We start from the raw sequence: 13,323 nt of genomic DNA, 5'->3' as shown, positions 1-13,323 counted from the left end.
GCAATGCGGGCGATGCAAACGGCCCGGCACAAAGGCCGGGCCCGTGTAGTTTCAAACCAGAGTCAAGCGATCAGAGTTCGCGAGCTTCCTGCCAGGACAGATCGACGATGGCACTGGTGTCGAACGGCTTGCCATCGCGGGTCTTCAGCGAACCGAGCTCCTGCAGAATGTCCGCCAGCTCCTGGATGCGCGCCAGATCGTCCTTGCCAAGCTTGGCGCTGAAGGTCTGGGTCCCGATCGCCTCCTCAATGACAACCTCGCGAGCGAGCTCACCACGCTTGAGCGTCTTCAGCGTCGGCTCGGCGATGAAGTAGTCGGCGATCAGCTTGGCTGCCTCGGCAGGCTGCTTGTCGAGCATTTCGATGGCATCGCGCTGGGCGTCCAGCGACTTCCAGACGGCATCCTTGCGCTTGGCCAGGGTATCGCCGGAGGTGATCACCACCATGCACGGGAATGGCCACACTTCACCGATCTCGTAGACCTGCTGAACCGGGGCAACCAGCTGCGCGATGCGATCATACGGCTCGAACAGGAACGCCGCATCGACACGCCCGGACACCAGCGACTGCACCGCAACGGCCGGGCTGACACCCATGATGTTGACGTCGCTCGGCTTGAGTTCGGCATTCTTCAAGGTCACGCCACGCAGCACTGCATCAGCGGTGCTCCCCTCTTTCTGCGAAGCGAGGATCTTGCCCTTCAGGTCGGCAACCTTCTCGATACCCGAACCCTCAAGCGCCACGATGGAGTGGTAGCCCTGCTGAGCGCCACCGACCACCTTGAGGTCAGCACCTTTGGAGGCCCAGGCCACCGCATTGGTAAAGCCGAGGACGCCGGTATCCAACTGCCCGCCGACGATCGCCTTGATCAGGTCGGTACCGGAACTGAACTCGATCAGCTCGACGTCAAGGCCATGCTTCTTATACAGACCGGCCTCGTGTGCAACCATGGCCTGGGCATCGTCCATCACACGGATGTAGCCAACCTTGAACTTCTCCTGCGCCTGAGCAAACGCGCTCAGCAGCAGCAGAGCTGGAACCAGCCAATGCTTTGCTTTCATTTCGACCTCGATTCGGATAGCCAGTACATATAACCAGAACGAAGGACTATATTCGTTTTAGTTATCTAATGTTGATGGCTTAGAACTTTACCTGAATCACCCAGAAAACTGCACTACCGAGGTGGCATATCGTCAGTACTTTGGGTTATAGGCGGATTGTCTTGCGGCCGGCCAGTGCGTGGGCCAGGGTTCCGCCGTCGACCAGGTCCAGCTCGCCGCCCAGTGGAACGCCGTGAGCGATTCGGCTGATGGTCAGCCCCTTTGGAATCAGCATCTGCGCGATGTAATGCGCCGTTGCCTCGCCTTCCACCGTCGGGTTTGTCGCGAGAATGACTTCAGTGAACGCACCATCTGCAACACGCGCCAGAAGCTCGGGAATGCCGATCGCTTCAGGGCCCAAACCATCGAGCGGCGACAGATGCCCCTTGAGCACGAAGTAGCGCCCGCGAAAGCCCGTCTGCTCGACGGCGAAAACGTCCACCGGGCTCTGCACCACGCAGAGTAGCGAATCGTCGCGTCGCGGGTCGGCGCATTGCGGGCACAGGTCGTCTTCGGTAAGGGTACGACACTGCCGGCAGTAGCCGACCCCTTCCATCGCTTTGCTCAGCGCTTGCGCCAGGCGTAAGCCGCCGCTGCGATCCCGCTCCAGTAGCTGCAACGCCATGCGCTGTGCAGTTTTCTGGCCCACGCCGGGAAGAATGCGCAGGGCGTCGATGAGTTGGCGGATCAGGGGACTGAAGCTCATAAATTAAGCGTCGCTATGCAAAGGGGCAGCACAGTGCCAGGGGTTCAGGCAGGCGGTTTGCCGGACCAGAGGCAAGAAAGCGGGACATCGGAGTCTACTGCGCGTAAATGACGATGCCCCGCCTCGAGTGGCGCGCCCATGCGCGCCGACTGGCCGTTCGAGTTAGAAAGGCATCTTGAAGCCTGGCGGAAGCTGCATGCCGGCGGTCATGCCGGCCATCTTGTCCTGGCTGTTCTGCTCGATCTTGCGTACTGCGTCATTGACGGCGGCAGCGATCAGGTCTTCCAGGATTTCCTTGTCTTCCTGCATCAGGCTGTCGTCGAGGCTGACCCGCTTGACGTCATGGCGACCGTTCATCACCACGCTGACCAGCCCGGCGCCAGACTGGCCCGTCACCTCGGCGTTCGCCAGTTCCTCCTGCATCTTCTGCATTTTTTCCTGCATCTGCTGCGCCTGCTTCATCAGGCCGGCCATGCCACCTTTCATCATGGGAATCACCTCAATTAATCAGGTTTCGGAGTGTTCTACGGGTTCGATGGTGCCTTCGCGGATCACAGCGGCGAACTGCTGCATGAGCTGCCGGACCAGGGGATCTGCGTGAATCGACTGTTCCGCGGCACGCTGCCGCTCGGCACGGCGACGCTGGGCGGCCTGCGCAGGCGTTTCCTGCTCCGGCTTCTGCAGCACGATCTCGAGCTGTAGCGTACGCCCGTGGTATTGATTCAGGGCGTCGTTGAGTCGCCGCTGTTGCGTGGGGTTGAATAGTGCGCTCTGCGCAGGATCGAGATGCATCAGCCAACGATCGCCTTCCACGGCGATCAACGTACAGTTGGCGGCAATGCTGCCGGTAAGACCGGACAAGCCGAGCTTGAGATAAAGCTCCAGCCACTCGGCAGCCAGCCCGGTCGCAGGCTCTACCGCAGGCAGTGGCTCGACGGGCTCCGGCTCATCCCTTGAGTGTTCCAGTTCGTCCAGATAGGCCTCGGCCTGGTTCTCGACCTCGAAGTAGTCCTCGTCCGTCAGCGGCGGTTCGTCATCATCCGGCTCTTCGACCTGTACCACGGACGCCACGTGATCGGCAGCGCCGTCCACCGGTACAGGTTCGGGTAAAACGGCATCAGCCTCGACCGCGACGGGCGGTACGTCAGGCGGCTCATTCCACGGCACATCGATGACAGGCGCGGCCTGCGGCGCTTCCACCACATGAGTGGCGACCGGGGTCACTGCCGAGGGCGTGGGAGCCGGCACGTTCACTGGCATGGTAACGGCCGGCGCAACGGGAGCGGGCTCTGGCGCAGCTGCTACGGCAATCGCAGCGGATGGAGAGGACGACACGCCAGCGGGAGCGGAATCGGCCACCGCTGCGGGCTTGGAATCAGCTGTGGCCGGGCTGATTCCCAGTGTCTTTAGCGGTGTTCGCGGTGCGCCATCACTGCCTGCAGGACGAAATGCCAGCATGCGCAGCAGCACCATTTCGAAACCGCTGCGAGGATCAGGCGCCAGCGGCAGATCGCGCCGGCCGATCAATCCCATCTGATAGTAGAACTGCACATCTTCGGCCGGTAGCGCCTGAGCCAACGCCAGCACGCGATCACGATCGCCCTGGCCATTGTCCACTGCCTCCGGCAGCGCCTGGGCGATGGCGACGCGGTGCAGCACATTGAGGATTTCGGCCAGCACGCCAGCCCAGTCCGGCCCCTGCTCCGCCAAGTGGCGAACGGCCTCGAGCAACGCTCTGGCATCGCCATCAAGCAATGCCTGCAGCACACCATAGACCTGACCATGATCGAGGGTGCCGAGCATGGCGCGCACATCGGCGGCCAGCACCTTGCCTTCACCGAAGGCGATCGCCTGATCGGTCAGGCTCATCGCATCGCGCATCGAGCCATCGGCGGCACGCCCCAGCAGCCACAACGCATCGTCTTCGAAGGGAACGTTCTCGACGCCCAGCACATGAGTGAGGTGCTCGACCACCCGCTCGGGCGGCATGTTCTTCAGGGAGAATTGCAGGCAGCGCGAGAGGATGGTGACCGGCAGTTTTTGCGGATCGGTGGTCGCCAGCAGGAACTTGACGTGGGGCGGCGGCTCCTCGAGGGTCTTGAGCAGCGCATTGAATGAGTGCGACGAGAGCATGTGCACTTCGTCGATCAGGTAAACCTTGTAGCGCCCGCGGCTCGGCGCGTACTGCACGTTGTCCAGCAGCTCGCGGGTGTCTTCGACCTTGGTACGGCTCGCGGCGTCCACCTCGATCAGATCGACGAAGCGCCCCTCGTCGATTTCCCGGCATACCGAACACACACCGCAGGGCGTCGAGCTGACCCCGGTTTCACAGTTCAGGCACTTGGCAATGATCCGCGCAATGGTCGTCTTGCCCACGCCTCGCGTGCCGGTGAACAGGTAAGCGTGGTGCAGGCGCTGGTTGTCCAGCGCGTTGATCAGGGCCTTGAGCACATGCGTCTGGCCGACCATTTCGCGGAACGAGCGCGGACGCCATTTTCGTGCAAGAACCTGATAACTCATAACACCATCGCGGGGGGACAAGGCAGAGGACGGGTAATGCTAGCGGAGCAGGATGGAAATTGCATCCGGGCTGCACTCGAACCGCCGGCTAGCCCAGCAATCGCGCACCAAGCGCCTCGATTATCGTATCCAGCGCCGGGTTGTGCCCGCCGATCCGCACCTTGAGGCCATCGATCTCGCGCCTCGGCGGATACTGTTTGCGCAGCAGATCGAACCCGGCCCGACGCTGCGCCTCATCGCCAAGCAGGCTGCGGCGGAAGTCAGCATCGTCGCGACGCGGATCGTAGACCGCCCGGCACAGTGTGGCCAGCATCTCGGCGGGCTCTGCGGAGGATGCAAACGCCAGCTCGGTGAGTGCCGGGCCGGGCATCAGCTGCGCCAGTTCGATAGCCGGCTCGACACCACGCGCCGCGCAAAGCGCCGCGTATATCTGCGCCGTACCGCGCAGCTTGCCGTCCAGGCTGTACCCGGCGATGTGCGGCGTAGCGATACGGCACAAGCCGGCCAGGGCGACGTCGACCTGAGGCTCGCCTTCCCAGACATCCAGCACGGCCTCCAGGTCCGGCCGCTGCAATAGCAGGTCGCGCAGCGCGGCATTGTCCACCACAGCACCCCGACTGGCATTGATCAGCCAGGTACCGGGTCGCAACCTCGACAGTCGCGCCTGATCGAACAGGTGAAAGGTCGGCCAGTCGCCCCCCAGGGTCAGCGGCGTGTGCAGGCTGATCACATCGCACTCCGCGAGGATCTCATCCAGCGAGACGAAATCGCCTGCCTCGCGGACCTGCCGCGGTGGATCGCAGACGCGCACGTCCCAGCCAAGCCCGCGCAGCACTTCGAGCAGCCGCCCGCCCACCTCACCGGCACCGACCACGCCGAAACGCCGCCGGGCCAGCGCTTCACCGCGCACCTCCGACAGCGCGAGCAAGCTGCCCAGCACATAGTCGACCACGCCCCGCGCGTTGCACCCCGGTGCGCTGGCCCACTCGATGCCGGCCTGCTCGAAATAATCAAGATCCAAATGATCGGTGCCTATCGTGCAGGTCCCGACGAATCGCACTGCGCTGCCTTCCAGCATCTCGCGGTCGACCCGCGTCACCGAGCGAATCAGCAGCACGTCGACATTCTCCAGCGCGGCTCGATTGATGCTGCGGCCGGGCATGCGGCGAATCTCGCCGAAACCGGCAAAGAACTCATCGACCAGCGGAATGTTTTCATCGGCGAGGATATGCATTGCACGGCTCCGGTGAGGGGGACCACATTCTAGACGGCTTGCCACTGCTTTGCCGCCTTCCTGAGCGTAGCCACGCGGCGTAGACTAGCGCGCTTCTTGTATACAACCGGAACGCCCAGTAATGCCCACTGAGCTCAGACTCAGACGGGTCCGCCTCGAATTGCGCACCCTCTTTGCCCTTGCCCTACCCATGATGATCGCCCAGCTGGCCAGCACGGCGATGGGTTTCGTCGATACCGTTATGGCCGGACGCGTAAGCCCGCAGGACCTGGCCGCCGTCGCGCTAGGCAACTCGATCTGGGTGCCGGTCTATCTGCTCGTCTGCGGAATCACCCTGGCGACCACGCCGAACGTCGCGCAGCGCTTCGGCGCAGGACGGCATGGCGAAATCGGCCCGCTGGTTCGCCAGGCGTTGTGGATGGGCGGCGGCATCGGTGTGCTCAGTGCATCATTGATGTGGAACGCGGAGCCCGTCCTGCACCTGATGCGTGTCGAACCGGCCCTGGTCGAGCCGACCATGGACTACCTGCGCGCTGTCGCCTGCGGATTTCCCGCTGTCGCGCTGTATCAAGTGCTGCGCTGTTTCAGCGACGGGCTGGGCCATCCGCGGCCAAGCATGGTGATCGGTATCCTCGGCCTGCTGCTGAACATTCCGCTGAACTATGTGTTCATCTACGGCAAGTTCGGCGTGCCGGCGATGGGCGGCGTCGGTTGCGGCGTTTCCACGGCATTGGTGATGCTGTTCATGTTGGTGGCGATGAGCGTCTGGGTTAAGCGCGCACCGGCCTATCAGGCCAGTCAGCTGTTTTCTCACTTCGAATGGCCACGCTGGCCGATGCTGCGTCATCTGCTTTCGGTCGGCGTACCAATCGGGGTCGCGGTGTTTGCCGAGGCCAGCATCTTCTCGGTGATCGCCCTGCTGATCGGCGCCCTCGGGGCAACGGTCGTCGCCGGTCACCAGATCGCACTGAACTTCACGTCGCTGATCTTCATGATTCCACTGTCGCTGGGTATGGCGGTGACCGTGCGCATTGGTCAGGAGCTGGGCCGCAACGCTCCACGCGACGCTCGCTTTGTCGCCGGCGTCGGGATCGGCGCCGCCCTGGTATATGCCTGCTTTTCCGCCAGCGCCATGCTGCTGTTCAGCGAGCAGATCGCGCGGATCTATACCCCTGATCCGGCCGTGGTCGCCGTCGCTGCCAGCCTGTTCCTCTACGCCGCGCTGTTCCAGTTCTCCGATGTGGTTCAGGTCACGGCTGCTGGCGCGTTGCGCGGCTATCAGGACACCCGCATGACGATGGTCTACACCCTCTTCGCCTACTGGGGGATCGGTTTGCCGTTGGGCTATCTGCTCGGCCTGACCGACCACCTCGGCGCCGCCAGTGGGCCTGCCGGTCTATGGCAAGGCCTGATCGCCGGCCTGAGCTGCGCAGCTCTATTGCTCAGCGTGCGCCTGGCCCGCAGCGCCCGACGCGAGATTCGTCTGCACACTGCGCTTCGCAGGGCGGCCGTCTGACAAAGGTCGGGATGGGGCAGCGCGGATCATAGGCTGCGTTCGATTCGGCCGTCGGAGCGCGCCAGGTAACCCGTGCCACACTCCCAAAGCAGCGCAGCGCGGTCCTCGGTACCAAGTGCGTCGAGTCCACCACGCAGCGCATAGGCGGTGAAGCCGAGCTGCGTCAGTAGGAACACCGCGTTGGCGCTGCGCTTGCCGCTTTCGCAATAGCAAAGGTAGGGCCGCTGCGGGTCCAGCAAACGGGTTTTCAAACGCAGCAGGTGCAGCGGCATGTGCAGCGCCTGCATGGCATGGCCCTGCTCGTAATCATCAAGCAGACGCACATCCAGCCACTGCGCACCGCAGGCCAGCAGATCAGCCACGCCATCCAGATCGACTTCGCCAACCACCGGTGCCTTGAGCAGCTCGAGAAAGTCCGCCCGCGCCAGGCGGAGCACCCGACCGTCCTCAACCATCGCGACACTGGCATTACGCGGTCGCTCCTCGAGCAGCGCCTCTTCACCGAAACAGGCTCCGGGTTCCAGCTCGGCCAACAGCTGCTCACCGCTGCCGGCGGCCTTCAGGACCTGCGCGCCGCCGCTCTTGAGGAAATAGCAGCAATCGCCGGCTTCCCCTTCGCGTAGCAGGGTTTGCCCGGCGGATACCTCGATCTCAACGAGGCGGCTGAGCATGCTGCGAATATTTGCCGGTGGAACCTGGGCGAACAGCGGACTCTCCAGCAGGCGCTCCAGCCACTCGCCGTCCTCGCCCTCCATCGACAGCTGCAGCAGCACATCTTGCAGGGCTTGGCGCCAGGACAGCAGGCGCTCCAACTCCGCGCTGTCCACCGTCAGCAGCTGGCAGTCATCCAGCGCCCTCGCCTCCAGCAGGCGGCCCGCAGCAAGACTGTGTAGAGCAGCCGATGTGCCCGCCACCAGCCGCGTTTGCTGCCCGTCGTGATCGGTCAACAGCAGGCTGCCCGACATCAGGTAATGACGTTTCGAACTCAGCTCATCAACAAGGTCGAGCAACTGCCCAGGCGCAAGCGCGAGCGGCACTATGCGCACGCGAAGCTCCCACAACTGGCGTGGCGACAAGCCATTGAGCGGGACCAGATTACGCAGCTGATCGGGGTGCAGCGGTTTGTTCATCCGACAAAATCCAAACGTCTATCCGTCAATCAGCTTCTGCAGCTGGCCCTGAGCAGCACGGCGCCCTTGCAGTCCACCGGTATGGACGAATATCAGCCGCGTGCCGGCGGGAAAATAACCGCGCTCGACATAAAGGCGCAATGCCATCATGGTCTTTGCAGTGTATATCGGATCGAGCGGCACGCCACCCTGGCGCTCGGTATCGAGAATGAACTGCGCCAACTCCCTGTCGAAGCGACCAAATCCGCCACGACTGGCGTCCAGCAGTTCATAGCCGCTGGACGCCACGCCGGCTTGCGCGAGCAAGTTGGCCACGCCGGCATCGACGGCGTGGGAAGGTGGTCCTGCCAGCGCGCCGAACACCCGATGCCTACCTGCCTCGCCGATGACCAGCCCCGCCAGCGTCGTCCCAGTGCCGGCGGCCAGCCAGAGCGCGTCGTAGTCCTTCCAGCCGAGCGAGGCGAGCGCGGACTCCACTCTCGGAACGAGTCCGGCGCACCCCAGGGCACCGGGCAAACCGCCGCCACCTTCAGGGATGCAGTAGAAACCAGGATATCGCGCTCGCCACGGCGTCCAGAAGGTAGGCAGATTGCGCTCCCGGTACCCTGCGTAGCCGAGCCAATGCAGCTGCATGCCCCAGCCACGTAAATCGGCGACCGTTGGCGTTACCTGCTCATGGCCGCGCAGCAGGCCGACAGTAGGCAGGCCGAGTCGGCGGCCGGCTGCAGCCAGCGCATGCAGATGATTGGAGTGCGGGCCGCCGAGACTGATCAGCCCCGGCGCAGCGACAGAACGCGCTGCATCGAGATGCTTTACCAATTTGAACCACTTGTTGCCGGACAGCTCGGGATCCAGCAGATCGAGCCGCAGCACCGCAACCTCGACCCCGCTGCGCGCGAGCCAGTCCAATGACAGCGGCTGCAGGATCAGCGGAGCATCGAAGCCGAGATCGGATTGAACGGAGGACAAACCGCTCAGCTGCCGGTGCGCTGCCGGTCTTCCTTGCGGTGCCGGGCGCAGCAGTTGGATTCGCCGATCACGAAGCGACTCGGCGCATCGATCTTGTCCAGGGGCATCGCGCAACGCTCACCGCTGGAAAGCGCCGCGACGCAGGCCGGCTTCTGATAATGCTCCAGCCACTGTCGGTACTGCTCCTCGGAGACAAAGCACTTGGCAGCCGCATAAGCCAGAGGATTGGCGCGGTAGCGGGCCAGGTCCTGCAATGCGATCGTCAGATGCCCGGCACCCGGGTGGTAGGCCATGAACACGACCCCTTGTCGAGACAGTTCCTCCAGCACCCGGTCACCGCTGTGGCGCAGCGTTTCGCACTCGGCCTTGAGCCGCTGGATTTCCTCTTCCAGCTGTGCATCCAGTTCGTTGCGGTAGGCCAGCTCGACATCGCGGATCGCCACCTGCTCCTTGTACTCCGCAATCGCCGCCGCGATACGGGCCTGGGCTTCATGCTCGAACTGCTCCCGGGCGGCGCCGATCTCAACCCGACCGCTGACCTCCAGCGTACGCAGCTGCTTGCTCATTTCCTCACGCGCTTTCTGGAAACTCTCGCCCTGGGCGGTCATCTGCGCATGCAGGCTGGCGTTCAGCTCGGTCTGCTGTTGCAATTTCTGCTGCAGCGTGCGGATCTCCTCCTGCAGTGCCTTGCGTTCCTTCTCCGCGGCAGCCGTGAGCTTGAGCGCGTCTTCTTCGCGCAGACGCTCGAGGTTGGTAATGCGTTGGCGCTGTTGCTTGATCAGCAGCGCAGCCTTCTGCCGCTGTTCACGCTCATGGCTTTCGGAACGTTTCGCAGCTGCGTCCTTGCCGGCCTCGGCTGCATACCAGGTGTCTTCGGCGACCATCTGCAGACGTTCCGCAGGTACGGCCTGAGGCGTCTCCTCTTCGACCAGCAGGCCGAGCTGGTTGCGCTTGATGGTCTCGCGCAACACAACCAGATCATTGCGTTCGGGACCGACCTTGGGGTCCCACATGTGCATCTGGTGCCAGGAGACCGGGCACTGGCTGCGGCAGGCCAGGCGAATCGGTCCGGCCCCCATGTCCGGACCACGCCCGGTACGCTCGGCCAACTGACGCAGGGGAATGTTCCAACCGGCGTCGGCAGAGCCGTCATCATTGAAGTCGAGACAGAAAAACACCGCGGCGCGCACCTGCAGCCGCGGATTGATCATTACGTAGACAGCATGCATCTGGCGGTCTGCGAACTCGGGTAGAGCGACCACCCCATCCAGCACCGCTTCGAATTCGGGATACAGCATTTCCTTGCAGATGGAGCCCTCATTGAAGAACAGGACGGCTTCGACCATCTGCGGTTTGTTCTGCATGCTCGATTTCCTTTATCGCCCGCAACTGCGAGCCAGCGATTAGCGGAACGAGCGGCCATCCGATGCCGTCGTCCCGTTGGTGCCGCAAGTTTAGGGGAAATGCTCGCGCAGGCAATGTGACTGGGTTGGCAGGGAGTCGCCGCATCGGACGCCGTTCGACCAGATGCCCAGCGGATTTGCGATGAGCTTAGCTAAATCACTTGCCGCGGTAGGCAGCGAGACGTCGCTTCATCTCGTCGCCCAAGGCCTGCAAGCCACTCATGGGCCGGATCATGACCTCGAATTCGACAATCTTCCCTTCGTCATCGAAGCGGATCATGTCGATGCCCTTGAGCTCACGGGCACCCACCCGGGCGCTGAACTCGAGGACTACATCCGCACCCTGGGCGCTGGCCAGCTCACGGTGGTAGCGGAAGTCCTCGAAAACCTGCAGCACGGTGTTGAGTATCAGGTTCACCGTCGCTGCCCCCTCATACGGCGTGTGAGCCATCGGCGAGCGAAACACCGCCTGCGGATGCAGCAGCTCCGGCAGCCGGCTCAGGTCTCGCTCAGCGATCATTCGGTGCCAGGCCTGCAGGCTATTGGCAGCGCCCGGTTGCAGCGCGATTGCAGTTTCCATGCGTGATCCTCTTTGCGGATGTGCCGATGGCCTAGAGCGCCGCAGCCAGGCGACAGCCCTGATTGATCGCGCGCTTGGCGTCCAGTTCGGCGGCGACGTCGGCGCCACCAATCAGATGCACCCGCGCGCCGGCGGCTTCAAGGCCTTCCTGCAGCTCACGCAACGGCTCCTGCCCGGCGCAGAGAATCACCGTATCCACCGGCAGTACCTGCGACTCGCCTTCGCCCACGCGGATGTGCAGACCGGCGTCATCGATCTGCAGGTACTCCACCGAATTGAGCATCTGCACGTGCTTGTTCTTCAGTCCGGTACGGTGGATCCAGCCAGTGGTCTTGCCCAGCCCGTTACCCACCTTGGACTTCTTGCGCTGCAGCAGATAGACCTGACGCTTGGGCGCATGCGGAGCCGGCTGGATGCCGGCGATACCGCCGCGCACCGACAGCCCGAGATCGATACCCCACTCCTTCCAGAAGGCTTCACGATCCAGGCTGGTGGATTCGCCGTCGTGGGTGATGTATTCCGACACGTCGAAGCCGATACCGCCTGCGCCGATCACCGCGACGCGCTGGCCGACCGGCTTGCGCTCCAGAATCGCATCCAGGTAGCCAATCACCTTCGGATGGTCGACCCCCGGAATTGCCGGCACTCGCGGCGCGATCCCGGTCGCCAGGATGATCTCGTCGAAGCCACCGGCCAGCAGCGCTTCCACCGTCGCGCGGGTGTTCAGACGAACCTCGACTCCGGTTTCTTCGAGGCGGTTCTTGAAGTAGCGCAGGGTTTCGTAGAACTCCTCCTTGCCCGGCACCCGCTTGGCAACATTGAATTGCCCGCCGATTTCGGCGGACGAATCGAACAGCGTCACCTCGTGACCGCGCTCGGCTGCGATGGTCGCAGCGGCGAGCCCCGCAGGCCCGGCACCGACGACGGCGATCTTCTTCACCACGGTAGTGGGGATGTAGTTCAGCTCGGTTTCGTAGCAGGCACGTGGATTGACCAGGCAGGTGGTCAGCTTGCCGCTGAAGGTGTGGTCCAGACAGGCCTGGTTGCAGCCGATGCAGGTGTTGATGCGCTCGCTGTGACCGGCGGCGGCCTTGTTGACGAACTCCGGATCGGCGAGGAACGGCCGCGCCATGGAGACCATGTCCGCATCGCCCTCGGCCAGCACCTGTTCGGCGACCTCCGGGGTATTGATCCGGTTGGTGGTGATCAGCGGAATGCTTACCTCGCCACGCAGCTTCGCGGTCACCTTGGTGAACGCGGCGCGTGGCACCTTGGTGGCGATGGTCGGAATCCGCGCCTCGTGCCAACCGATGCCGGTATTGATCAGCGTGGCGCCCGCCTGCTCGATGGCCTTGGCCAGCTGCACCACCTCTTCCCAGACACTGCCGCCTTCGATGAGGTCGAGCATCGACAGGCGATAGATGATGATGAAGTCGCTGCCCACCGCTTCGCGCACGCGGCGCACGATCTCCACCGGCAAGCGCATGCGATTCTCGTAGCTGCCACCCCAGCGATCGGTGCGGTGGTTGGTGTGCGCCACCAGGAACTGATTGATGAAGTAGCCTTCCGAACCCATGATCTCGACGCCGTCATAACCGGCTTGCTGGGCCAGGCTTGCGCAGTTGACGAAGTCGCGGATCTGCTTCTCGATGCCCTCCTCGTCCAGTTCGCGCGGGGTGAACGGATTGATCGGCGCCTGGATAGCGCTCGGCGCCACCAGCTGCGGGCTGTAGGCGTAACGCCCGGCATGCAGGATCTGCATGCAGATCTTGCCGCCAGCTTCGTGAACCGCCTGGGTAACGATCTTGTGCTCTTCGGCCTCCTCCGGCGTGGACAGCTTGGCCGCCCCGGCGCGCACCGAGCCTTCCTCATTGGGGCCAACGCCACCGGTGACGATCAGGCCGACGCCGCCGCGAGCGCGCTCGGCGAAGAATGCCGCCATCCGCTCGAAGCCGTTGGGCATTTCCTCCAGGCCCGTGTGCATGGAGCCCATCAGGGTACGGTTGCGCAAGGTGGTAAAGCCCAGATCGAGCGGAGCCAGCAGTTTCGGGAAAGCGGTCATCGAAGCATCCTCATCATGACGAGTGCCGAGCCTCATGGGGCTACGGTCGGTATGCAGCGACGATAAACAGCGAAGGTGCTGCACTCAATGATCCAAAGTGACAA

General features: G+C 63.4%; 11 protein-coding genes. 1 reads left to right on the top strand and 10 read right to left on the bottom strand.

Annotation, left to right across the window (positions count from 1 at the left end; translation table 11 throughout):
* Positions 1 to 70: 70 nt before the first annotated feature.
* The 5 genes from CW305_RS06865 to pdxB form a co-directional block, all read right to left on the bottom strand.
* Entirely contained in the window at positions 71 to 1,060 is a 990-nt protein-coding gene (locus CW305_RS06865; protein WP_014820523.1) for an ABC transporter substrate-binding protein, read from the bottom strand.
* 145 nt (positions 1,061 to 1,205) lie between these two features.
* The gene (recR, locus tag CW305_RS06860; RefSeq protein ID WP_014820524.1) at positions 1,206 to 1,805 is read right to left on the bottom strand and encodes a recombination mediator RecR; all 600 of its coding nucleotides are present in this window, start codon (positions 1,803 to 1,805) and stop codon (positions 1,206 to 1,208) included.
* Between the two features lie 162 nt (positions 1,806 to 1,967).
* Positions 1,968 to 2,294, bottom strand: a complete 327-nt coding sequence (locus tag CW305_RS06855; protein WP_003294866.1) for a YbaB/EbfC family nucleoid-associated protein — start codon at positions 2,292 to 2,294, stop codon at positions 1,968 to 1,970.
* An 18-nt stretch (positions 2,295 to 2,312) separates the two neighbouring features.
* Complete coding sequence (gene dnaX, locus CW305_RS06850) at positions 2,313 to 4,325, bottom strand: DNA polymerase III subunit gamma/tau (protein ID WP_104097455.1); 2,013 nt, start codon at positions 4,323 to 4,325, stop codon at positions 2,313 to 2,315.
* 88 nt (positions 4,326 to 4,413) lie between these two features.
* On the bottom strand, positions 4,414 to 5,559 hold the full coding sequence (pdxB, locus tag CW305_RS06845) for a 4-phosphoerythronate dehydrogenase PdxB (protein WP_104097454.1): 1,146 nt from the start codon (positions 5,557 to 5,559) through the stop codon (positions 4,414 to 4,416).
* Positions 5,560 to 5,680: 121 nt separating this feature from the next.
* Here pdxB and CW305_RS06840 point away from each other — a divergent pair, with 121 nt between their 5' ends.
* Positions 5,681 to 7,075, top strand: a complete 1,395-nt coding sequence (locus CW305_RS06840; RefSeq protein WP_104097453.1) for an MATE family efflux transporter — start codon at positions 5,681 to 5,683, stop codon at positions 7,073 to 7,075.
* Between the two features lie 26 nt (positions 7,076 to 7,101).
* Here CW305_RS06840 and CW305_RS06835 read toward each other — a convergent pair whose 3' ends face one another.
* The 5 genes from CW305_RS06835 to CW305_RS06815 all read right to left on the bottom strand — a co-directional run bounded on the left by CW305_RS06835 (position 7,102) and on the right by CW305_RS06815 (position 13,219).
* The gene (locus CW305_RS06835; RefSeq protein WP_041014193.1) at positions 7,102 to 8,205 is read right to left on the bottom strand and encodes a cyclic nucleotide-binding domain-containing protein; all 1,104 of its coding nucleotides are present in this window, start codon (positions 8,203 to 8,205) and stop codon (positions 7,102 to 7,104) included.
* Positions 8,206 to 8,223: 18 nt separating this feature from the next.
* Positions 8,224 to 9,174 carry a 1-aminocyclopropane-1-carboxylate deaminase/D-cysteine desulfhydrase gene (locus CW305_RS06830; RefSeq protein ID WP_042922736.1) on the bottom strand — a complete coding sequence of 317 codons (951 nt, stop codon included), beginning with the start codon at positions 9,172 to 9,174 and terminating at the stop codon, positions 8,224 to 8,226.
* Positions 9,175 to 9,179: 5 nt separating this feature from the next.
* Positions 9,180 to 10,538, bottom strand: a complete 1,359-nt coding sequence (locus CW305_RS06825; protein ID WP_104097452.1) for a chromosome partitioning protein ParA — start codon at positions 10,536 to 10,538, stop codon at positions 9,180 to 9,182.
* A 196-nt stretch (positions 10,539 to 10,734) separates the two neighbouring features.
* A complete protein-coding gene (locus tag CW305_RS06820; protein WP_104097451.1) occupies positions 10,735 to 11,157 on the bottom strand; it encodes a nuclear transport factor 2 family protein in 423 nt (140 codons plus the stop codon).
* 31 nt (positions 11,158 to 11,188) lie between these two features.
* Entirely contained in the window at positions 11,189 to 13,219 is a 2,031-nt protein-coding gene (locus CW305_RS06815; protein WP_104097450.1) for an NADPH-dependent 2,4-dienoyl-CoA reductase, read from the bottom strand.
* Positions 13,220 to 13,323 lie beyond the last annotated feature (104 nt).

This window comes from Stutzerimonas kunmingensis (assembly GCF_002929225.1).
GTDB lineage: Bacteria > Pseudomonadota > Gammaproteobacteria > Pseudomonadales > Pseudomonadaceae > Stutzerimonas.
The sequence above is the reverse complement of the archived record's forward strand: the minus strand, read 5'-3'. Positions and strand labels throughout refer to the sequence as shown.

What these genes read in the sequence shown, in the direction of transcription:
- CW305_RS06825 (WP_104097452.1), bottom strand. Translation starts at nt 10,538, where the DNA reads ATGCAGAACAAACCGCAGATGGTCGAAGCCGTCCTGTTCTTCAATGAG.
- CW305_RS06820 (WP_104097451.1), bottom strand. Translation starts at nt 11,157, where the DNA reads ATGGAAACTGCAATCGCGCTGCAACCGGGCGCTGCCAATAGCCTGCAG.
- dnaX (WP_104097455.1), bottom strand. Translation starts at nt 4,325, where the DNA reads ATGAGTTATCAGGTTCTTGCACGAAAATGGCGTCCGCGCTCGTTCCGC.
- CW305_RS06815 (WP_104097450.1), bottom strand. Translation starts at nt 13,219, where the DNA reads ATGACCGCTTTCCCGAAACTGCTGGCTCCGCTCGATCTGGGCTTTACC.
- CW305_RS06840 (WP_104097453.1), top strand. Translation starts at nt 5,681, where the DNA reads ATGCCCACTGAGCTCAGACTCAGACGGGTCCGCCTCGAATTGCGCACC.
- CW305_RS06835 (WP_041014193.1), bottom strand. Translation starts at nt 8,205, where the DNA reads ATGAACAAACCGCTGCACCCCGATCAGCTGCGTAATCTGGTCCCGCTC.
- recR (WP_014820524.1), bottom strand. Translation starts at nt 1,805, where the DNA reads ATGAGCTTCAGTCCCCTGATCCGCCAACTCATCGACGCCCTGCGCATT.
- CW305_RS06865 (WP_014820523.1), bottom strand. Translation starts at nt 1,060, where the DNA reads ATGAAAGCAAAGCATTGGCTGGTTCCAGCTCTGCTGCTGCTGAGCGCG.
- pdxB (WP_104097454.1), bottom strand. Translation starts at nt 5,559, where the DNA reads ATGCATATCCTCGCCGATGAAAACATTCCGCTGGTCGATGAGTTCTTT.
- CW305_RS06855 (WP_003294866.1), bottom strand. Translation starts at nt 2,294, where the DNA reads ATGATGAAAGGTGGCATGGCCGGCCTGATGAAGCAGGCGCAGCAGATG.